Here is a 20804-nt window from a genome sequence, read left to right on the forward strand (position 1 = left end):
TTTTAATGTATACGTTAAAAAATTGCAACACGGTTTATTGCCTGGGAGGAAAGCATGAATACTTTGATCAAGACGCTGGCCGTCACCACCGCACTAATGGGCGCATTCGCCACATCAGCACTCGCGCAAACGGTTCTGAAATTCAGTCACACAGACAATCCCGGCGGTTCGCGGCAGGCTGCAGCCGAGGTCTTTGCCGAGAAGGTGAAGGAATATACAGAAGGCCGCTATGAAGTCCGCATCTTCCCCGCTGGCCAACTCGCCAATGACCCGAAGGCCATCGAGCAGCTGCAACTCGGTGGCGTTGATTTTACGGTTTCTGCGACGGGATCTTACGCCACGCATCTGACTTCGCTGAATCTCACCGCCATGCCGTTCTTGGTTGATACCTATGAACAGGGTTGGGAGTTTTATGACAATTCCGAATGGTTGAAGGGCGAGTTCGCCAAGCTGCCGGAAGTTGGTTTCCGGGTTCTGTCCACGTGGGAAGCCGGCTTCCGCAGCTACACCACCAAGGATCCGCTGACATCGCCTGCGGATGCGGTCGGCAAGAAAATGCGGGTGTTTCCGAACGACATGATCCGCTGGACCATGGAAGCAGTCGGCTTCCAGACAGTGGTGATGCCGATCACCGACGTCTATCTCGCGATTCAGCAGGGTACGGTCGACGGCCAGGAAAACCCGGTCGACACCATCAAGTCGCTCCGTTTCTACGAAGTGGCGCCCTACATTACTCTGACCCGCCACGTTTACAGCCCGCTGCCTTTGACAGTGTCAGAAAAGACCTGGCAGAGCTTCTCGGATGCAGACAAGGAAGCGGTCAAGAAAGCCGCGGTCGAATCCTCGGCCTTTAGCCGTGACCTCGTCAAGAATTCGGTCAACGCGCAGCTTGATGAGATGACTGCCGCCGGCGCCAAGGTGTCGACGCCTGAAATCGGTCCTTTCCGTGACGCGGTAGCGTCTGTCTATGACAAAGCACGGGAAGTCTACGGCGCGGGAGCTGTTGACAAGGTTCTCGCCGATACTGCCAAGATTCGTGAGACGATGCCGGCGAATTAGGTTTCGTCTCGTTTGAAACCAGAGTCAGGGCCCTAGGGGTCCTGATCTATTCTCTGGGATTTTGGCATGGACTACAGAGCAACCTATCCGTTTCCGTTGCGTGTTCTCAGCAACCTGATCGACGTGTTTCTCGTTCTTGGCGGGCTCGCGATCGTGACGCTCGTATTCGTCAATGCAACGCTCAGAGGGGCGGCTGGTTTTGACCTCGCCTGGTCACTGGAAGTGACTGCATTCCTTCTGCTCTGGACAACGTTTCTCGGATGCGCGGCTGCGATTGCTCGAGGCGCGCACATGCGCGTGACTGAAATTGTCGAGCTTTTTGTGCCGCAAGGCGCGCATCGTTTTCTCACTGTCGCGATCAACATCGTGGTGCTGTTGATGATGGCGAGCTTGATTTTCGAAGGCTACTCGATCTCAAGCCACACCTGGGCGCAGCGGACGACGGTGCTGTATTGGCCGGTCGGCTTCCTCTATGCCTCAATGCCCGTCGGCGCCGCGCTTTCACTCATCTTCCATATGTTCAATTTGGTGCATGACTGGCGCTCGCCGCCCGATCGTCAGGATCCGCCGATTGTGCATCATGTTGATGGCGCCGACACGGGAGCTGTGTTGTGATCCTGCTGTTTGTTGTTGCGGTGTTTCTGATCACCGTGTTTCTGGGTATGCCGTTGGTTTGGGCGATTCTGCTCACAGCCGTGTTGCCGATCGTCGTATTTGATCTGGGATATCCGCTACAGGCGCTTTACCTCAATTTCATAGGCGGGGTCGAGCCGAACCATTTCCTTGCAATTCCACTGTTCATCGTCGCCGGCGAATTGATGAGTCGCGGCGGTGTTGGCCTGCGGATCATCGGCTTCGCCCGGGCGGCCTTCGGCTTCATGCCCGGTGGGCTGGGCATGGTGGTGGTTGGCGCCTCGATGATTTTCGGCGGCATTTCCGGCTCGGCCATTGCCGACAGTGCGGCCATTGGTTCGGTGATGATCAAGAACATGGCCAAGGAAGGCTACAACAAGGCGTTTGCCGCAGGCCTCGTGGCTGCCGCCGGGACCATCGGTATCATCATTCCACCCTCGATCCCGATGCTGATATACGGTTTTGTCGGCAATGTTTCGGTCGCCGATCTGTTCCTCGCCGGCATGGTGCCCGGTCTCATGTTTGGACTCGCGTTCATGGCGGTCTGTTATTACATCGGCAAATCCACCGGCTGCGATCCTGGAGGCCGCACCACCACGCGGGCCGAATTGTGGAGCTCGTTTGTGGGGACGGCGCCAGCGCTGTTAATGCCGATCCTCATTCTCGGCGGCATCTTCAGTGGCTGGGTGACACCGACTGAAGCGGCAGCGCTTGCGGTAGTGTACGGGCTGGTAGTGACCATCTTCATCTATCGTGATTTCAAGATCAGGGATCTGCCTCAGCTAATGATCGACGCCTTTGTCACCAGCGCCACGGTGATGGTGGTAATCGGGGCAACGACCGTGCTTGGCTGGCTGATCACGCTCGAACAGATGCCTCAGGTTCTGGTCGGTTTCGTGCAGGACCTTTCGTCCAGTCCATGGGTCTTTCTGATCCTCGTCAACCTGGCGCTGCTGGTTCTAGGTCTGGTACTCGATCCGGTTCCGGCGATTCTGCTCACCGCACCTCTGTTCCTGCCCACCGCGCTGGCCTTTGATATCGATCCGGTCCACCTTGGAGTGATCATGACCTGCAATGTTGCCGTCGGACTGTTCACGCCGCCCGTGGGCGCCACGCTCTATGTGGCCTCGCGAATATCAGGTGTCGGGGTGCTTTCCATCGCCCGCAGAATGGGCATGCTGTATTTTGCCGCCATCTGTGCGCTGCTGCTGGTCACCTACGTTCCCGCGGTATCCATGACGATGGTCCACCTGTTCCGTTAAGCGAGGTTGTCATGTTTGCTGTCGTTGTGACGTTCAAAATCAAGGCTGGCAGGATCAATCAGTTCATGCCGCTGATGCTCGAAAATGCGCGGGCTTCGCTGCGTGACGAACCCGGTTGCCACCAGTTTGATATCTGCACCGATGAGGCGCAACCTGACAGCGTGTTTCTCTACGAGCTCTACTCAGATCTGGCCGCGTTTGAGGCACACCAACAGATGCCGCATTACCAGCAGTTCGGCACGGACGGCAGTCCGATGATCGAGGCTAAAGACGTGCGGACCTTTGCCACGGTGCATCAATGAACTGGGAAGTCTATGCGCTGAAATATGCCGACCGTAACAGCCGGACGCGCAAGGACAGCTTCATCTTCGACGACAACCACGATCAGCCACACGAGATGGATTACTTCATCTGGGTGCTCAAATCAGGCAAGCAGGTCATACTGGTCGACACCGGCTATGACGAAGCCGAGGCCCGGCGCCGGGACCGGCCGATCATTCGCGAACCGGCTACCGCATTGCAGGGAGTCGGTCTCAGACCTGAAGATATCACCACCCTGATCGTCACCCATCTGCACTACGATCATGCAGGTGGTCTCGGCCAGTTTCCCAACGCCACCATTCATCTGCAGGCCGCCGAAATGGCCTTTGCTACCGGACCGTGCATGTGCCACGACCCGCTTCGGATGCCGTTCTCAGCCGATCATGTCTGCGAGGCGGTCAAGCGGGTCTACTCGGGGCGGGTGGTGTTTCACGATGGAGACGGCGAGGTGGCTGATGGCGTCACCGTGCATTGTATCGGCGGGCATTCGCGCGGGCTGCAGGCGGTGCGGGTACGTACTACATCCGGGTGGCTCTGCCTCGCATCGGACGCTGCGCATTATTACGAGAACGTTTTTGCTCGCAAACCGTTTCCCATCGTCGTCGATCTGCAGAACATGATGGATGGCTTTGACCGGATACGGGCGCTTGCCAGCCAACGCAGCTTGCTCATACCGGGTCACGATCCGCTGGTGATGAACCTGTTTGAGCGCGCGGGACCGGACTACGCGGTGCGGCTCGACCGGGGGCCGGTGAAGGAGTTCACACTATGAGGATCGGGGTTGTCGCGGATGACTTTACAGGCGCGTCGGACATTGCATTGACCCTCGCCGAAGCCGGCATGAAAACGCTTCTGCTGACCGGGATTCCGGAGCAGGCATCTCCAGATTGCGACGCGACTGTGATCTCTCTCAAATCTCGCACCGCGCCAGTGGCCGAGGCGGTCGAGCAATCCCTGAAGAGCTGTGACTGGCTGAGTGCGCAAGGTGCGGAACAAATCATCTTCAAGGTCTGCTCGACCTTCGATTCCACCGATGCGGGCAATATCGGCCCGGTGCTTGAAGCCATGGCGGAGCGGTTGGGCGAAACGTCGGTGATCGTCTGCCCGGCCTTTCCGGAAAATGGGCGCAGTGTCTACCAGGGGCATCTGTTCGTTGCCGACAAGTTGCTCAGCGAGAGCGGCATGCAGAACCATCCGCTCACACCGATGACCGATCCGGACCTGAGGCGGGTGCTTGGCCGGCAGACCAGCTGGCCGGTGGCGCATGTGCCATTTCGGACAGTGTCCAAGGGAGCGGAGGCCGTGGCCGCTGCGCTTGAGGCAAAGAGAGGGATGTTCGTTGTCGACGCCACCAAGGATGATGATCTCTATATGATCGGCGCCGCTGCAAAGGGACGAAAGCTGCTCTGCGGTGGCTCTGGCATCGCGCTGGGCCTGCCGCGCAATTTCGGCTACCAACCGGGCTCGCCGTCCTGGGTCGGAATAGCCGGGAAGGGCGTTGTACTATCGGGGTCCTGCTCGCTGGCCACACGGACGCAAATCAGCACCTACAAACACTTGGCTCCGTCGATGGAACTGACCGCCGACGAGATCATGAACGGCACCCACACTGCTCGTAGTGCCGCCGACTGGGTCATGGCCCAGTCACATGACGCTCCGTTGATCTATTCTTCCGCCGAGCCCGATGCCGTAATGGCTGCGCAGGAGCGGTATGGCCGGGAAGTTGTGGCAGAGCGGATCGAGGGGCTTTTCCAGGGCCTCGCCGCTGAACTCATGCGTCGCGGGATATCCCGTATCGTGACCGCCGGCGGCGAAACTTCCGGAGCCGTCGTCAAGGGGATAGAGGCCAGAACACTGGCCGTCGGGATTCGGCTTGCAGCCGGCGTTCCGGCTTTGCGGGTCGACGACCGGGCGCTGGCGATTGCGCTGAAATCCGGCAATTTTGGTGACGAAGATTTTTTTGCAACAGCGATGGCAAGGCTTGCGGAGGATCAATGAGCGAGGAAACCACGGCACGCGACGGGATCGCCCGCTGGGCAAAATCGATGTTCGATCGCGGTCTGACCAACGGCTCGTCCGGCAACATATCGGTGCGCCTGTCGGATGGCCGGTTGCTGGTGACGCCGACCGGATCAAGCATGGGGTTCATTGATCCGGCTCGGATCAGTCTCATCGATACGTCGGGGCGGCGGCTTTGCGGCGACCCGCCGACCAAGGAAATGCCTTTGCACAGTGCCTTCTACGAGACCCGGCATGGCGCTGGCGCCGTGGTGCACCTGCACTCCTGCCACTCGGTGGTCCTGTCGGTATTACCGGAGACCGATCCGGACAGTGCCATTTTGCCGATCACCGCTTACAGCGTCATGAAGCTTGGCCGCGTGAAACTGCTGCCCTATTTCATGCCCGGCGATCCGGCTATGGGGGAGGCCGTGCGAGGCCTTCTTGGCAAGCGCTCCGCCGTGCTTCTCGCTAATCACGGACCAGTGGTTTGTGGCAAGGATCTCGATGCGGCGGTTTATGGGATGGAAGAGTTGGAGGAAGCGGCAAAACTGACCCTTTTGTCCCGAGGGCTTTCACCGACATTGCTGACGCAAACACAGGCATCGGAAATCGCCGACAAGTTCGACGTCAGCTGGTAGGTTTTCTGACGAAGGGCCGGACGAGAAACTGAACCGCACCTGGTTTGCCGGAGGCCATTTGGTTTAAGTTATGCTGCCATGGCTGGTTCGTCCAGCATAGCGTAGTAGCGTTGTTCGGCTTCGGCTGGCGGAATATTTCCGATTGGCTCCAGAAGACGGCGGTGGTTGAACCAGTCGACCCATTCCAGGGTGGCGAATTCAACGGCGCGACGGTGGACCGTCGTAGTTTTGGACGGAACCCAATGTATCGTGTTCTCCGAAAGACGCCGGGTTGCCTGGCCGGTATGGAGTGCTGTTTTCTCGAGAAACGCGGGGCAGAACCTGTTAGCGCATTATTGTCCCGATTGGAGAGTGACGCTAATGCAACGACCACCCTGCACGGATATCCATCGCAGGGTGGTCTTGTCATGAAATCAGCGGTTTTGGATCTATCTTACTTCAGTAAAGCACACTGACTGTCAGCAGCAGGTCGCCATGCATCCTCTGGAGCGATTTCGCTGATGATATCATAATAGTCATATTCACCCTTGGATTCGTCCGGTTGCTTGATGCGCGCAGCGTAAAGCGGGCGCATGACCTGCCCGTCATCGCGAATGGAGACGTCTTTCATCGAGAAATCGTTGATCGGCATTTCCTTCATCTTCGCCATGATTGCCTCGCCGTCGTCGCTACCTGCAGCTTCAGCGGCTTTCAAGTAGTGGGCGACGGCGCTGTAGGTGCCTGCTTGCGGTGCATTTGGAAAACGCCCGTTGAAACCGTCCTGATATCGCTTCGTGAACGCACGAGTTTCATCATTCATGTCCCAATAGAAGGCCGTTGTCAGACGAACGTTCTGCAGAACCGGCAATCCGATGCCGTGGGCATTGTTGATGAACATGCCAAGTGGAACCAGCAGCTGGCCGTCAGTGCCGACGCCGAATTCCGAAGCTTGCTTCATGGTGTTTGCGAAATCACCGCCGGCGTTCGCCAAGGCGATAGCCTTCGCGCCGCTGGATTGCGCCCTTAACAGGTATGACGAAAAGTCATTGGAGCCCAGCGGATGCAGGACAGAACCCACGACCTCGCCGCCGCCATCCTTGATGAAGGTTGTCGCATCGGCTTCCCACGCCTTGCCGAAGGCATAGTCGACGGTAATGAAGTAGTAGCTGTCGATGCCTTCACCCAGCAGTGCGTTGACCGTCGCTCGCGGCAGTGCGTATGTGTCGACGACCCACTGTGTCGTCATCGGCGAACAACGGTCATTGGTGAAAAAGGACGAAGCCGTGCCCGAAAGCATCAGCGGCTTCTTGCGCTCCGCCATCATGTCGTGAACGGCGCTAGCAATGGAAGACGCCGAGCAGCTGACGATTGCGTCAACGCCTTCTTCATCCAGCCATTTCAGCGCAACCGCGGCGCCGACATCCGGTTTGTTCTGATCATCGGCCACGACGATTTCAATCTTCTTGCCATTGATCTCGCCACCGGCGTCTTCAACCGCCAGTTTTGCTGCAACGACGGCTCCCGGGCCGCAATTGTCTGCGTATGGGCCTGACTGGTCATTCATTATCCCGATCTTGATAATGGACTTGCCCGGATTTAGTAGAGAGACCTTCACTCTGTGATGGCCATTTCGGCCTCGAATGATACCGGCGATTTGTATCCCAGAGCGGAATGTCGCCGACGTGGATTGTAGAAGCCGTCGATGTATCGGCCAAGAGCCAATTCTGCGTCGGCGCGGGTCTGGAAGATCGTTCTCCAGACCAACTCGTTCTTGATCGTCTTGAAGACGGTTTCGACCATGGCATTATCGAAGCAATTGCCCTTGCCGCTCATTGACGGGGTGATGCTGTTCGCCTTCAAAAGCCGCTGATAGTCATGCGAGCAATATTGGCTGCCGCGATCCGTATGTTGGATGAGCCCTGGCGGCGGGCTACGCAGGGTGACGGCGCGTCGTAGCGCGTTGAGGGCCAGATCCTTCTTCAACCGGTCACTCGTTGCCCAGCCGACAATGCGGCGGGAATAAAGGTCGAGCACGATGGCCAAATAGAGCCAGCCCTCGGCCGTCCAGACGTAACTGATGTCGGCGCCCCACTTCTGATCGGGGCCGTCGCAACTGAAGTCCTGGTCAAGGAGATTGGCGGCGACTGGACCGCCATGCCTGCTGTCCGTCGTCTTCTTGTAGCGACGTTTCTGCAGAGCCTTTAAGCCATTGTCGCGCATCAGCCGGGCAACGCGATGCCGCCCGACATCAAGACCGTCTTCCTTGAGCTCGACATGCATGCGGGGCGCACCATAAGTCTCATTGGACGTGGCGAATTGCGAACGGATATGCGCCAGCAAGACCAGGTCCTCATTCTGCCGGCGACTGGCGGGGCGGCCCTTCCAGGCAAAATATCCGCTCTCGCTAACGCCAAGAACGGTGCATAGGCGATACACGGGGAATTCCTTCTTCGCCTCATCGATGAACTCGAATCTCATCGACTTCCCTCCTTGGCGAAAAAAGTTGCGGCCCGCTTCAAGATCTCGCGCTCCTGACGAAGAAGTTCGTTCTCCTTGCGCAACCGTGCCAGTTCCTTGGCCGTATCCTCATGTGGACCGGCCAGTAGATCCGCTTCCCGATATTGCCGCTTCCACCGCGTCAGGCTGGACAATCCGATCCCCAGATCATCCGCCACCTGCATTATTGTGCGGTCACTCGTTTCCGTCAGCCGAACCGCTTCCTTCTTGAACTCTTCCGTGAAAATCCGTCGTTCTCGTTTGCCCATCGGGTCCTCCTGTCGCGCTGAACGCTATCAGAAAGTCCCTCCACTTTTCCCGGGCAAGTCCACTTGTGCGTACGCTTTCATTGGAGCCCCTCTTTGCACCGGAAGATTAGGAGGCAATTTATGTATTTGCAACTATCTGGCGAAGAATATATCCCAGCTCTCACTGGTGACTTTAGGGGTTGTCGATGCATACAGGTGTAGAAGTGACACGCTTGATTCATGAGAACATGCTTGTGGTGGTGGAACACGCATTCGCGCAACCAAAAATACGTGACCTTCTAGACGCAACATTTGAAGGTGAATGGAAATATCTGAGGAGTACGCTCTATGAGGTTGCAGAAGTTAGAGCTGACCGAGCGTTGCTAGAGATGGCGGCGCAGATGCGTATTTTGGACGACAAGGAAAATATCGGAGATATATTCCGGCGATATGGAGCTGAGCCGCTTGGGACAGTGGAACAAACAGATGGTACAAAAACCGACCTGCATTATAGGGATATGACGAACAAGATATTGCACGCCAAGGGGTTTGAGTGGGACTGGTCTGATCGAGACAACCCTGGTGTTATTTGCCACTCACTCGATGAATCTCGTTGGGTCACAGCAGAAATTAAATTCATACCGCTGATGGGCTTGATCGGGGATCTGATGTATTAGTCATGGCCGATCAGCAAACCACTCCCCTCGGATTATTCAACTATGCAGAGTCCTATTGGCAATCGGCAGTAGCACTCCAGAAGGCACGGGTACAGGCGACTCATGCGGCCTCACCGGTTTTATTTCTATATTATCATGCTGTAGAGCTGTATCTTAAAGCCTGCTTGCACGGAAATGGTATCTCGATACCTGAATTGCGCAAAAATTTTGGTCATAGCGCCCTTAAGCTTGCTGTCGAAGCGCAGAGGTATGGCATTCAATTTGATGAAGAAGACATGGAGGTGTTTTCATATATGACTGATACCGATGCAGTGATAGACTCTCGCTACCTGCGAACAGGGTATTTCAACAGACCTACGCACGAAGCGCTCGACCGAACGTGTCAAAGCATCCGCCAGCTCATTGGTACCGCTCTAAAGAAAAAGGGGTACTCTGTGCATTGGATCTGATGCCGATTTGAAATGAGCAGAGTCTATATTTTTTTGCCTCGACCACTAATTCGTGTGCGACGGCTATTACATCTTCTCGTTCGTAGCACTCGCCGTTGTCGAGCGTATTTCCGGCTGTTCCTAGATTGGCTATCTGAGATTTTTTGTGAAATCGCGCACCAGTCGGCGTATGGATGAGTTCGTCGCCATCCCATTCAAATTGATCTTTAGTAACTTCTGTCATGACACCTATCCGGTTGTCAGATGGCCTAAAACTAAGGGCCGCCCCGGAGGACGACCCCTAACAGACCTTACAGTCCGAAATAACCCAGAAGCCAGCCGAAAGCGATAGTGCTTAAGGCAATCTTCATTCGGTAAACCGAACCATCAGACCTGCTGGCTTCGAGTGTAAAAGTTGCTCGCAACATACGAACCCCCTTCCTCTCGTGAACGGGGGACCCTTATAGTAGCAGCCACCGTCCATTAGGCCAGTCGTCGGCTGTTTGTATGTTCAAGAGCATATGGGAAGCCGACCACCGCTGCTCTCACCGCTCAAAATAAGCATTCCGGAGAGCAGTGACAAGTTTGCAGGTCGGTATAGTTGTGTATCACTGTGACCTATACGTGACCCAGCTACCTACCGTATCTACTAAGTGTATGAAAATATTGGCTGGGGAACCTGGATTCGAACCAGGACTAACGGAGTCAGAGTCCGTGGGTCTACCGTTAACCTATTCCCCAACGGGCCTTGAACGACAAGGCGTTGGTGAAGCGATGAGGCGCACTGACGCGCTGTCGGCTTCAATTCGGCGCCACCTTTATCACATTCGCCGCATTGATCAAGCCCGAACTTGGCGGCAAAATCGGCCTCGTCGACGTCCTTTCGCAACGCCGCCCGTTATTCAGAACATGACTGGAGGGTTTCCTCTGCAGTCTATTCAAACCTCTCCAGAACGTTGGGTTTCAGGCCGGATCTCGGCGCGCGCGCCGCTGGCGGTGGGCTCGATAATGCGCGGATTGCAGCAATTTGTTTACTCCGCCTTAGAATAATCAAAATTCAAGTGACACATATACGGTATGTGAACTTCCCGCGCTTATATAAGCGGGATCTGGAACGAATGTCTCGCGTGATCGTTTCTGTGAAGTTGAATGGCTTGCTGCGGAAGAGATCGAATGGTTGACAAACAGATATTTACAATCCGCCTTGGTCAGACGACCCTGGTTTCAATGTCGCTCGATTCAAGCGACAGCGCTATTGGGCGCAAGGTCGCCCTCTTGCTTTCGGAAATGGGTCGCGATCTCGCCGGCATTGCCAACTATCTCGGACGCTCCACGCTCGATACGGCGCAGATGATGCTGTCACATGCGGATATTGACGGCGACGCGGAAGCGCTTCTCTTGCAGATCGACAGAATGCGGAGAACCGGCTTTCGGCTGATTTGTCTCGATGGTCCCACTCATGGACGTCAGATCAATGACTTCGCCGATCAGGGCTTGGTGATCCACAAGCGCAACAGCGACAAGATTTGCGTTCGCCTGACGGCTCTTGGAGAAGCGACGGCTCTTATTGCTTCCGAAGATTGCGTGCATCAATCCGCAGCCTGACGCCGCGTCCGACCTCTTGTCCAAAAACCATTTGCCAAATGGTTTCCGGCTGATAGACTTTATCCAACAGCAAACGGACAAGCGCTAGCCGCCGCGTGACAACGCCGGGCGCAGCGCGACAGGATTTGACGTGACGGACCCCGTGGACGGTACACATGTGCCAGGCAACGGGGCGCAGGGAGCCGGTTCTGGAGCCGATTTCGGGAAAAATCGAAAGCCCGAATCCAGATCCGCGCACGGACCGGACAGTAACCGTGCGACAGCTCAGCCAGAACGGGGCGCCACAAAGGCGGATTCCGTCCAGCGCTCCGATAATCAGGCAGCCCCATCGGCCGATGGACCGAATGGCGGCGTAGGCGGCAATAATTCCACCAGCAAGAAATCGCGCAAGAGGCGCCGCCGCAAAGGCGGTCGTCGCAACGGCGCGCAGGACATGCGCCAGAACGCTGGCGACAAGCCGCTGCAGGGTGAACGCGGTCCGAGGCGCAAGCCGCAGCGGACCGGCGCCCAAGGCGCCGGCGAGCGGCGGATGGAGAGCGGAAACGGCGCCGAGCGACCCAGACCCAACCGCGCGAAGGCGGATGGCGGCGGCGATCGCTCCAGCGCGCCGCCCTATTACGCCGCGCTGGATCTGGGCACCAACAATTGCCGTCTGCTGGTGGCGTTGCCGACGAAACCGGGGCAGTTTCGCGTTGTTGACGCGTTCTCGCGGATCGTGCGGCTCGGCGAGGGCCTCGGATCGCAGGGCAAGCTCTCCGACAACGCGATGGACCGCGCGATCGACGCGCTGAAGGTCTGCGCGCACAAGCTGGACAGCCGGCCGATCAGGCGCAGCCGCCTGATCGCCACGGAAGCCTGTCGCGCGGCCGCCAACGGCACGCAGTTTCTCGAACGCGTCCGCTCCGAAACCGGCCTCGAACTGGAGATCGTCGACCGGGAAACGGAAGCGCGGCTTGCGGTGTCAGGGTGCGCGTCCCTGGTCGAGCGCGAGACGGAAGGCGTGGTGCTGTTCGACATAGGCGGCGGATCGTCGGAAATCGCCGTGATCGATCTTTCCAGCAATCGCTCGAACAGGCTGGCCAACCATATCGCTGCGTGGACGTCGCTGCCGGTCGGCGTCGTAACTCTGTCGGAACGCCATGGCGGGCGGGAGGTGACCCCGGCGATTTTTACCGACATGGTGGAGGAGGTGTCCGGCATGCTCGACGCTTTCCTGTGCCCGGATCTACCGGGGTGCAACGGCCAGGCCAGGGGCGTTTTCCACCTGCTGGGCACCTCAGGAACCGTGACAACGCTTGCCGGCGTGCACCTGAACCTTCCGCGCTACGATCGCCGGCGCGTCGACGGCTTGTGGCTGTCGAACAACGAGGTCGACCTGATGATGCAGAAGCTGTTGTCGTGGGATTTCGATCAGCGGTCCTCCAATCCCTGTATCGGGGCCGATCGGGCAGATCTCGTGCTCGCCGGTTGCGCGATTCTCGAGGCGATCCGGCGACGCTGGCCGTCGGAGCGTCTGCGCGTCGCCGACCGGGGACTGCGCGAGGGCTTGCTCACGGAAATGATGGCCGCCGACGGCATCTGGCGGCGTGGCAAGAATCGGCGCTCGTTCTATCGACGCGGCAAGCAGCATAGAAACGGCGGGCGCGAAGCCTCGAAAGCGGACAACTGATGCGGCCTACGACCTCAAACCGGACCGGACGCAAGCTCGGACAGAAAGTTCGCAAAAGGGGCAAGCTCAAGGCCTCGTCGCGACGCTGGCTGGAGCGGCATATCAACGATCCCTATGTCCAGCGGGCCGAGATAGAAGGCTGGCGTTCGCGCGCCGCCTTCAAGCTGCTGGAGATCGACGAGAAGCACAACATACTCAAGGGCGCGAAGCGCATCGTCGACCTTGGTTCGGCGCCGGGAAGCTGGTCGCAGATCGCGGCGAAGGTGACCGGATCGACGGACGAGGATCCACGCGTCGCCGCGATCGATTTCCTGGAGATGGATCCGCTGCCCGGCGTGCGCTTCCTGCAGATGGACTTTCTCGAAGACTCGGCGCCTGGCAAGCTGATCGAGGCCTGCGGCGGCGCGCCCGATCTCGTCGTTTCCGACATGGCGGCGCCGACCACCGGACACAAGCGGACGGACCATCTGCGCACCATGCATCTGTGCGAAGTGGCCGCATGGTTCGCCGTCGACGTGCTCAATCCCGGAGGGCATTTTCTCGCCAAGACCTTTCAGGGCGGCACGGAGGCGGACCTTCTGACGATGCTCAAACGGAATTTTCGTCAGGTCATCCACATCAAGCCGCCGTCATCGCGCTCCGAATCCGTGGAGATGTATCTTCTTGCGAAGGACTTCAGGGGCGACGACGACGCAGACAGCTGACGGCGGTCTCGGCCTTCGGACGGCGCTCGCCATATTTCCTGTTTCAAAAGCCGCCTTTCCATGGTACCAGCCATCGCCAACTTCTCGAATTTGAGTCTCGTTTGCCGCGGATTCCTGCCTGTCCGCCGCATCCCTTTACAGAAGAGGATTGGCCATGGCGCGCATCATCGAAACGATTACCGGACTTGAAGCCCTGACGTTTGACGATGTGCTGTTGCAGCCCGGTCATTCGACCGTCATGCCGGGCGAAACCGACATAAGCACGCGCATCGCCGACGGCATCGACCTCAACCTGCCGATCCTGTCTTCCGCCATGGACACGGTGACCGAATCGCGACTGGCGATCGCCATGGCGCAGGCCGGCGGCATCGGCGTCATCCACCGCAACCTTTCGCCGGAAATCCAGGCGGAAGAGGTGCGCCAGGTTAAGAAATTCGAAGCGGGCATGGTGGTCAATCCGGTGACGATCGGGCCAGACGCAAAGCTCGCCGACGCCTACGCACTGATGAAAGCGCACGGCATTTCCGGCATCCCGGTTGTGCAGAACGGCGGCGCCGGCGGTTTCACGACCGGCAAGCTGGTCGGCATCCTCACCAACCGCGACGTGCGCTTTGCCTCCGATCCCGAGCAGCGGATCCATGAACTCATGACCGCCAAAGACCTGGTGACTGTCAAGGAATCGGTGGATCAGAGCGAGGCGAAGAAGCTGCTTCATCAGCATCGCATCGAAAAGCTGCTTGTCGTCGACAATGACGGCAATTGCGTCGGGCTGATCACAGTCAAGGACATCGAGAAATCGCAGCTCAACCCGAACGCCTCCAAGGACGCGCAGGGCCGCTTGCGGGTCGGCGCGGCGACCAGCGTTGGAGACGACGGTTTCGAGCGCGCCGAGCGGCTGATCGACGCCGGCATCGACCTGCTTGTGATCGATACGGCGCACGGCCATTCACAGCGCGTGCTCGATGCCGTGGGGCGGGTCAAGAAACTGTCAAACTCGGTGCGCATCATGGCTGGCAACGTGGCGACTGCAGACGGCGCCAGGGCGCTGATCGACGCGGGCGCCGATTCGATCAAGATCGGCATCGGGCCGGGCTCGATCTGCACGACTCGGATCGTCGCCGGCGTGGGCGTGCCGCAGCTGTCGGCCATCATGGGCGCGGCGGAAGCGGCAAGCGCCAACGGCATTCCGGTGATCGCCGACGGCGGCATCAAATATTCCGGCGATCTCGCCAAGGCGATCGCCGCCGGCGCTTCGGCCGTCATGGTCGGCTCGCTGCTCGCCGGCACCGACGAAAGCCCGGGCGAGGTCTATCTCCACCAAGGGCGGTCGTTCAAAGCCTATCGCGGCATGGGATCGGTGGGCGCGATGGCGCGCGGTTCCGCCGACCGCTATTTCCAGGCGGAAGTCCGTGACACGCTGAAACTGGTGCCGGAAGGCATCGAGGGGCAGGTGCCGTACAAGGGCGCCGTGTCGGCAGTGCTCCACCAGCTTGGCGGGGGGCTGAAGGCGGCGATGGGGTACGTCGGCGCGGCCAATCTCGACGAGTTTCACGAGCGCGCCACCTTCGTGCGGATTTCAAACGCTGGCCTGAGCGAAAGCCACACCCACAATGTTGCGATCACCCGCGAAAGTCCGAATTACCACGGCGGAAACTAGCACTTAACCAGCAAGGGAAAACCTGATGTCGAGCACAGCCATCTTCTGGCCGATGATTGCCCAGACGCTTCTGATCTATTGCGTGTACTTCCTGGTCTCGAAGCGGCGCGTGGGCGCGGTGAAGGCCGGCAAGGCGAAGGTTTCCGACTACACGATCCCGACGGTCGAGCCGGAGCCGAGCGCCACGGCCGCGCGCAATCTCATCAACCAGTTCGAACTGCCCTTCCTGTTTTATATCGTCTGCATTCTGCTGCATCTGGTGAATGCGGTCTCCTATCTGGCGCTGCTGGTCGCCTGGCTGTTCGTGGCAAGCCGCGTCATCCACGCCGTGGTTCACACCACCAGCAACGATGTCAGGATCCGCCGGCCGATATTTGTGGTCGGCTTCATTCTCAATGCGATCCTGTGGCTGTATTTCGCCTGGGTGCTGCTGGTTCGCTGAAGGTCTGAACGATGCGGCTTGGCGGCAGGATAGCGGCGGCGATCGAGGTGCTGGAAGACGTCGGCGCCCGCAAACGCCCGGTTGCGGACGCCCTGAAGGACTGGGGCCTGTCGCATCGTTTCGCTGGCTCCGGAGACCGCGCGGCGATCGGCAATATCGTCTATGATGGCCTGCGCAAGAAGCAGTCACTTGGCTGGCTGATGGAGGACGACGGCGCGTCGGCGCTGGCGTTCGGCGTGGTGTTGCGTCAGTGGAAGATCGAGCGCGACGTGCTGATCAAGCAACTGGCCGACGACAAGTTCGCCCCGGAAATTCCCTCGCAAGAGAAGCTGGACGGCTTCTTCAAGCGCAAACTGTCCAAGGCGCCGAAACACATCAAGGCGGATATCCCCGAATGGCTGCAATTCGCCTTTGAGGAGAACTTCGACGACGAATGGATCGAGGAAGGCCGGGCGCTTGCCGAGCGGCCACCGCTTGATCTCAGGGTCAACACGCTGAAGACCGATGTCGCCAAGGTCGCCAAGGCGCTGTCGCGCGCCCGGCCGGAGCGCACGCGGATCGCCCGGCACGGGCTGCGCATTGCCGCCGGAACGGGGCCGGCGCGCCTGCCGAACGTGACGGCGGAAGTCGCCTTCGCGCGCGGCTGGTTCGAGGTGCAGGACGAGGGCAGTCAGATCGTGTCCGACATGGTGTTCGCGCAACCGGGCGAACAGATCCTCGATTATTGCGCAGGCGGCGGCGGCAAGACGCTGGCGCTTTCGGCGGCCATGAACAACAAGGGGCAGATCCACGCCTGGGACGCCGATCGGACGCGGCTTGCTCCGATTATCGAGCGGCTGAAGCGGGCCGGCACCCGCAATGTCCAGGTGCACGAGGCGGACGAGGATCTTTCGGCGCTTGCCGGGCGCATGGACCGGGTGCTGGTGGACGCGCCCTGCACTGGAACCGGAACCTGGCGACGCCACCCCGAAACCAAGTGGAAACTGACGGCGAAGACCCTCGAAGACCGCGTGGAGCAGCAGCAGGAGGTGCTTTCCGCCGCGGCCGAATTCGTGCGACCCGGAGGCTTCCTGGTCTATGTGACATGTTCGGTCCTACCGCAGGAAAACGAAGGTCAGGTGTACGATTTCTGCGAGAATGACGGCAGGTTCGAAGTGATATCGGCGGGCGAGGTCTGGGAAGACCTGTTTGCTTCGAGCGACCTCAAACCCTGGTCGGCGGATCTGAAGACCATCACGCTAACGCCGGCGGCCACCGGCACGGACGGCTTCTTCCTGGCCGTCATGCAACGACGGGATTAGCAGGCATCCTGATGGACAAGTTCAAACCCGCCAATCCGGATTTCCTGAACCGAACCGCCGAGAGCTTCGAGCGTCAGCAGGTCATGAAGACGCTCGGTATCCGCTTCGTGCGCGCCGATGCGGGTTCTGTCGAACTGGAAATGCCCTATGCGGAAAAATTCACCCAGCAGCACGGGTTTCTCCACGCCGGCATTGTTTCCACCGCGCTTGATTCGGCCTGCGGCTATGCTGCGTTTTCCCTGATGAGCGCCGACGCCGCGGTGCTGACGATCGAGTTCAAGGTCAACCTGATGGCGCCGGCCAGCGGCGAACGTTTCCTGTTCCGGGCGGAGGTGACCAAACCCGGCCGCACGATCAGCGTCGCCGACGGCAAGGCCTATGCGGTGAACGCTGACGGCGCGGAAAAGCTGATTGCAACCATGACCGCCACCCTGATGGCCATCGTCGGACGAGAGGGGATTCAAGGATGAATGATACTCTTAAAAGTGTCGCCGAAAAAAAGCTGCTCTACGTGATGGCGGCCGATCAGGAATACGGCCCGCATCTGAAAAAACGGTTCAACCCGCTTTTCACGGGCGTCGGACCGGTTGAAGCGGCCGTCAAGCTGACGGCGGCGCTGCAGGAACTCGCCCAGGGCGGAAACGCGCCCGACATGGTCGTCAGTCTCGGCTCGGCTGGCTCCGCGCGGCTTGAGCAGACGGAAGTCTACCAGGCGACGGCGGTCTCCTACCGCGACATGGACGCCTCGGCGCTCGGCTTCGAGCGCGGCGCGACGCCGTTTCTCGAACTGCCGGTGATCGTCGACATGCCGCTGCGCATCCCCGGAATCGCGGAGGCGAGCCTTTCGACCGGCGCGAATATCGTTTCCGGCAAGACCTACGACATGATCAACGCCGACATGGTCGATATGGAGACCTTTGCTATCCTGCGCGCCTGCCACCACTTCAATCTGCCGCTCATTGGACTGAGGGGTATTTCGGACGGCGCGGCCGAACTGACCCACGTCAATGACTGGATCGAGTATCTCCACGTGGTGGACGAGAAGCTTGCCGAGACGGTGGATCAACTGGAAGAAGCAGTGCGCGGCGGAACGTTGAAATACGTATAAATCAAATAAAATCAATAAGTTGTATGTGTATCGCATAAATCTGGCTTTGTTTCGGTAAATCGTCCTTTTGCGTTCTGGCTTCGTTTGGGGAAACTGGCTTTGTTTCGGGAATCCGCGTTTTCACGCCTGGCTTCGTTTCGGGAATCCGAATATTTGAACCGGGTTTGTTTCGGGATTTTGCTTTTTCAGCAATCTGGCTTTGTTTCGGTAAATGGCGATTTCGGCGCTTTGGCTTTGTTTCGGGAATCCGGAAAATTGCGTTTGGAAGACCGGATATCTGTGTGGCTTTTCGCTGTTCGAAAGCGTTTATGATAGCACAGAAGCGCATAAAATGCAGCAACAAAGTTCCTGTTATGTTCTCGCGCATTCCAGTGTTGCGCGAGCGGAATGCGGCGGGGCGTTTACATCCGTCGCAACGACTCACGAAAGCCTTGCCATGGAAAGCCAGGCCCTGGGCGGTTTTCCGAGCATCCGTCTGAACATGGTGATGAATGCCGAAACACTGTCATAGCCGAGATCCAACGCCACGCTGGTCACGGATTCTCCTTCGGCAAGTCTGGGCAGTGCGGCGAACAGACATGCCTGCTGTCGCCAGGTGGCAAGACCAAGACCAGTTTCCCGCCGAAATGCCTGGGTGAAGCTTCGTCGGCTCATTCCGGCGACATTCGCCCACTGATCGATTGTCGCCCGCGCACGCGGTTGCCTCAGGAACTCCCTGCACAATGCGGCCAGTCTCGGATCCCGCGGGAAGGGCAGAGCCAGCGGTCGTTCCGGCAGGTTCGGAATTTCGTGCAGGAGCAGGCCATGCACAAGAGAGGCCCTTTGCGTATGCAGTTGCGCAGCAGGCAAGCCGGTAGCCGCTGCAATCAGGCTGCGGGCCAGATCGGTGATTGCGACCACGCGAAGCTGCCTCGGCAAATCTTCCCTTTCATCCGGCCGGACATAGACCGAGCGCATCTCGACATCGCCCAGCATCTCGACACTGTGTTCAACGCCTGCGGGCAACCAGATCGCGTGTTCGGGCGGCACCATCCAGCGGCCGCTTGCCGTAGCGACCATAACCACTCCCGAGAAGGCATAGAGCAATTGAGAGCGACTGTGCTGGTGACGCGCCACCCTGTGACCATCGGGATAATCAGCAGAATGCGCCAAAACCGGATCGTCGGTCGTTTCGATACTGCGCAACAGTTTCGGATCGGGAACGTCGACGACCTTGGCGACACCTTCGGGCGACAAGTCACCAGGACCTCCCAATTTCATTTCGCCTTCCTCCATTGCCCACTCGCGAAGGTTTTCTACAAAACCACGAAAGAATCTGATCTGCAACTGGCGTATACAGTGCGCCAAACCGAACGAAACGAATGGTATCTTGACGCACGCCTCAACAACTCAGAGAGCTTTCGCCCGACAACCGACCGTCTATGCGATTATTCTGGCGGTAAGCTTCTGTCATTTTCTCAACGACGTCATGCAATCGCTGTTATCGGCGCTGTATCCGATGCTGAAGGTCGATTACGGGCTCGCATTTTGGCAGATCGGTCTGCTGACCCTTGCCTTCCAGGTGACTGCGTCGCTGCTACAGCCAATGATCGGCATGTATACCGACAGGCGGCCGCTGCCTTATTCGCTGCCGGTTGGAATGAGCTCCACCTTCGTCGGCCTGTTGTTTCTTGCCTTTGCGGGACAATATTCGCTGCTCGTCATGGGCGCCGTGCTTATCGGATTTGGCTCATCCGTGTTCCACCCGGAAGCATCCCGGGTCGCGCGACTCGCTTCGGGCGGACGCTACGGCACGGCGCAATCGCTGTTTCAGGTCGGTGGAAATCTGGGCACCGCGCTGGGGCCTTTGCTGGCCGCATTCATTGTCGTTCCGCGTGGACAGGGAAGCGTCGCCTGGTTTTCCGTGGCTGCGCTTGTTGGCATTATCGTGCTGACGCGGGTCGGCGGCTGGTACAGCAGGGTTTCCACTGCTGGCGCAAACAAGTCTGCAACCTCGGCGTTTTCCGCCTTGCCGAAACGATCCGTGGTGGCGGCGCTGCTGGTGCTTGTCGCACTGATGTTCTCCAAGAATGTCTACATGGCCAGCATTTCAAGCTATTACACGTTCTTTGTGATCGAAAAGTTCAATGTTCCGGTGCAGGTATCGCAGATTCTGCTTTTCGTTTTCCTCGGTGGAGCGGCCATCGGAACCATACTCGGCGGGCCGATCGGCGACAGGATCGGCGCTCGCGCCGTGATCTGGTTCTCCATCCTTGGCGTGTTGCCGTTCACGCTGGCGCTTCCCTTTGCAAATCTCTTCTGGACGGTTGTTCTTTCGGGCGTGATCGGACTGGTCCTGGCTTCCGCATTTCCCGCGATCGTCGTCTTTGCACAGGAACTTGTGCCGGGTCGGATCGGCATGATTGCGGGCGTTTTTTTCGGGCTGGCCTTCGGCATGGCAGGTATCTCTGCGGCGGTGCTGGGAGTTGTCGCGGATGCGAAGGGTATTGAGTTCGTATTTGTCGTTTGCTCCTTTCTTCCCGCGCTTGGCCTATTGACCGTGCTCCTTCCCGACTTGCGGCACTGACTGAGCGCAA

22 protein-coding genes, 1 tRNA gene and 1 pseudogene are annotated in these 20804 nt (G+C 58.6%); 18 read left to right on the plus strand and 6 right to left on the minus strand.

Features of this window, described 5'->3' with window-relative positions; translation table 11 throughout:
* The first annotated feature begins 54 nt into the window (after positions 1 to 54).
* The 7 genes from AAFN47_RS17675 (at position 55) to otnC (ending at position 5914) form a co-directional block, all read left to right on the plus strand.
* Positions 55 to 1059, plus strand: coding sequence for a TRAP transporter substrate-binding protein (locus AAFN47_RS17675; RefSeq protein WP_499810571.1), 1005 nt, complete (start codon positions 55 to 57; stop codon positions 1057 to 1059).
* A gap of 66 nt (positions 1060 to 1125) precedes the next feature.
* On the plus strand, positions 1126 to 1674 hold the full coding sequence (locus AAFN47_RS17680) for a TRAP transporter small permease (RefSeq protein WP_499810572.1): 549 nt from the start codon (positions 1126 to 1128) through the stop codon (positions 1672 to 1674).
* The gene (locus tag AAFN47_RS17685) at positions 1671 to 2954 is read left to right on the plus strand and encodes a TRAP transporter large permease (protein WP_499810573.1); all 1284 of its coding nucleotides are present in this window, start codon (positions 1671 to 1673) and stop codon (positions 2952 to 2954) included. Before AAFN47_RS17680 ends, AAFN47_RS17685 begins: the two co-directional genes overlap by 4 nt.
* Before the next feature lie 11 nt (positions 2955 to 2965).
* Positions 2966 to 3256 (plus strand): putative quinol monooxygenase, encoded by a 291-nt coding sequence (locus AAFN47_RS17690; protein WP_499810574.1) that lies wholly within the window; start codon positions 2966 to 2968, stop codon positions 3254 to 3256.
* Positions 3253 to 4047, plus strand: a complete 795-nt coding sequence (locus AAFN47_RS17695) for an N-acyl homoserine lactonase family protein (RefSeq protein ID WP_499810575.1) — start codon at positions 3253 to 3255, stop codon at positions 4045 to 4047. The genes AAFN47_RS17690 and AAFN47_RS17695 overlap by 4 nt, the downstream gene beginning before the upstream one ends.
* On the plus strand, positions 4044 to 5273 hold the full coding sequence (gene otnK / locus AAFN47_RS17700) for a 3-oxo-tetronate kinase (protein ID WP_499810576.1): 1230 nt from the start codon (positions 4044 to 4046) through the stop codon (positions 5271 to 5273). Before AAFN47_RS17695 ends, otnK begins: the two co-directional genes overlap by 4 nt.
* The gene (gene otnC / locus AAFN47_RS17705) at positions 5270 to 5914 is read left to right on the plus strand and encodes a 3-oxo-tetronate 4-phosphate decarboxylase (protein WP_499810577.1); all 645 of its coding nucleotides are present in this window, start codon (positions 5270 to 5272) and stop codon (positions 5912 to 5914) included. Before otnK ends, otnC begins: the two co-directional genes overlap by 4 nt.
* A gap of 68 nt (positions 5915 to 5982) precedes the next feature.
* Here otnC and AAFN47_RS17710 read toward each other — a convergent pair.
* The 3 genes and pseudogenes from AAFN47_RS17710 to AAFN47_RS17720 form a co-directional block, all read right to left on the minus strand.
* A pseudogene (locus AAFN47_RS17710) lies at positions 5983 to 6123 on the minus strand (IS3 family transposase); the annotation flags it as partial.
* 224 nt (positions 6124 to 6347) lie between these two features.
* Positions 6348 to 7508: an ABC transporter substrate-binding protein gene (locus AAFN47_RS17715; RefSeq protein ID WP_499810578.1), complete on the minus strand. Its 1161-nt coding sequence runs from the start codon at positions 7506 to 7508 to the stop codon at positions 6348 to 6350.
* A protein-coding gene (locus tag AAFN47_RS17720; RefSeq protein WP_499810579.1) for an IS3 family transposase occupies positions 7505 to 8658 on the minus strand; the annotation gives its coding sequence in 2 pieces (ribosomal slippage) (positions 7505 to 8397 and positions 8397 to 8658; 1155 coding nt in all). The genes AAFN47_RS17715 and AAFN47_RS17720 overlap by 4 nt, the downstream gene beginning before the upstream one ends.
* A gap of 185 nt (positions 8659 to 8843) precedes the next feature.
* On the opposite strand from AAFN47_RS17720, the gene AAFN47_RS17725 reads away from it, so the two are divergent.
* Both AAFN47_RS17725 and AAFN47_RS17730 read left to right on the plus strand, forming a co-directional pair.
* Complete coding sequence (locus tag AAFN47_RS17725) at positions 8844 to 9314, plus strand: hypothetical protein (protein WP_499810580.1); 471 nt, start codon at positions 8844 to 8846, stop codon at positions 9312 to 9314.
* Positions 9315 to 9316: 2 nt separating this feature from the next.
* Positions 9317 to 9763, plus strand: coding sequence for a HEPN domain-containing protein (locus AAFN47_RS17730; RefSeq protein WP_499810581.1), 447 nt, complete (start codon positions 9317 to 9319; stop codon positions 9761 to 9763).
* A 646-nt stretch (positions 9764 to 10409) separates the two neighbouring features.
* Here AAFN47_RS17730 and AAFN47_RS17735 read toward each other — a convergent pair.
* Positions 10410 to 10483 (minus strand) — tRNA-Gln (locus AAFN47_RS17735).
* 432 nt (positions 10484 to 10915) lie between these two features.
* Between AAFN47_RS17735 and AAFN47_RS17740 the strand changes: the two genes are divergently transcribed.
* From AAFN47_RS17740 to AAFN47_RS17775, 8 genes are all read left to right on the plus strand, one after another.
* Positions 10916 to 11347, plus strand: a complete 432-nt coding sequence (locus AAFN47_RS17740) for a hypothetical protein (RefSeq protein ID WP_499810582.1) — start codon at positions 10916 to 10918, stop codon at positions 11345 to 11347.
* A gap of 130 nt (positions 11348 to 11477) precedes the next feature.
* Positions 11478 to 13016, plus strand: a complete 1539-nt coding sequence (locus AAFN47_RS17745; protein ID WP_499810583.1) for a Ppx/GppA phosphatase family protein — start codon at positions 11478 to 11480, stop codon at positions 13014 to 13016.
* Positions 13016 to 13720 carry an RlmE family RNA methyltransferase gene (locus AAFN47_RS17750; RefSeq protein ID WP_499810584.1) on the plus strand — a complete coding sequence of 235 codons (705 nt, stop codon included), beginning with the start codon at positions 13016 to 13018 and terminating at the stop codon, positions 13718 to 13720. The genes AAFN47_RS17745 and AAFN47_RS17750 overlap by 1 nt, the downstream gene beginning before the upstream one ends.
* A 154-nt stretch (positions 13721 to 13874) precedes the next feature.
* Positions 13875 to 15377 carry an IMP dehydrogenase gene (gene guaB, locus AAFN47_RS17755; RefSeq protein ID WP_499810585.1) on the plus strand — a complete coding sequence of 501 codons (1503 nt, stop codon included), beginning with the start codon at positions 13875 to 13877 and terminating at the stop codon, positions 15375 to 15377.
* A 25-nt stretch (positions 15378 to 15402) separates the two neighbouring features.
* Positions 15403 to 15819 (plus strand): MAPEG family protein, encoded by a 417-nt coding sequence (locus AAFN47_RS17760; protein WP_499810586.1) that lies wholly within the window; start codon positions 15403 to 15405, stop codon positions 15817 to 15819.
* Between the two features lie 11 nt (positions 15820 to 15830).
* On the plus strand, positions 15831 to 17120 hold the full coding sequence (locus AAFN47_RS17765; RefSeq protein WP_499810587.1) for an RsmB/NOP family class I SAM-dependent RNA methyltransferase: 1290 nt from the start codon (positions 15831 to 15833) through the stop codon (positions 17118 to 17120).
* An 11-nt stretch (positions 17121 to 17131) separates the two neighbouring features.
* On the plus strand, positions 17132 to 17590 hold the full coding sequence (locus AAFN47_RS17770) for a PaaI family thioesterase (protein ID WP_499810588.1): 459 nt from the start codon (positions 17132 to 17134) through the stop codon (positions 17588 to 17590).
* Complete coding sequence (locus AAFN47_RS17775; RefSeq protein ID WP_499810589.1) at positions 17587 to 18228, plus strand: 5'-methylthioadenosine/S-adenosylhomocysteine nucleosidase; 642 nt, start codon at positions 17587 to 17589, stop codon at positions 18226 to 18228. Before AAFN47_RS17770 ends, AAFN47_RS17775 begins: the two co-directional genes overlap by 4 nt.
* A gap of 1 nt (position 18229) precedes the next feature.
* On the opposite strand, the gene AAFN47_RS17780 is transcribed toward AAFN47_RS17775, so the two are convergent.
* Positions 18230 to 18595, minus strand: a complete 366-nt coding sequence (locus AAFN47_RS17780) for a hypothetical protein (RefSeq protein ID WP_499810590.1) — start codon at positions 18593 to 18595, stop codon at positions 18230 to 18232.
* Positions 18596 to 18648: 53 nt separating this feature from the next.
* Positions 18649 to 19488 (minus strand): AraC family transcriptional regulator, encoded by an 840-nt coding sequence (locus tag AAFN47_RS17785; RefSeq protein WP_499810591.1) that lies wholly within the window; start codon positions 19486 to 19488, stop codon positions 18649 to 18651.
* A gap of 109 nt (positions 19489 to 19597) precedes the next feature.
* Here AAFN47_RS17785 and AAFN47_RS17790 point away from each other — a divergent pair, with 109 nt between their 5' ends.
* Positions 19598 to 20794, plus strand: a complete 1197-nt coding sequence (locus AAFN47_RS17790) for an MFS transporter (RefSeq protein WP_499810592.1) — start codon at positions 19598 to 19600, stop codon at positions 20792 to 20794.
* Positions 20795 to 20804 lie beyond the last annotated feature (10 nt).

This window comes from Hoeflea sp. CAU 1731 (assembly GCF_039888615.1).
In the GTDB taxonomy this organism is placed as follows: domain Bacteria; phylum Pseudomonadota; class Alphaproteobacteria; order Rhizobiales; family Rhizobiaceae; genus Flavimaribacter.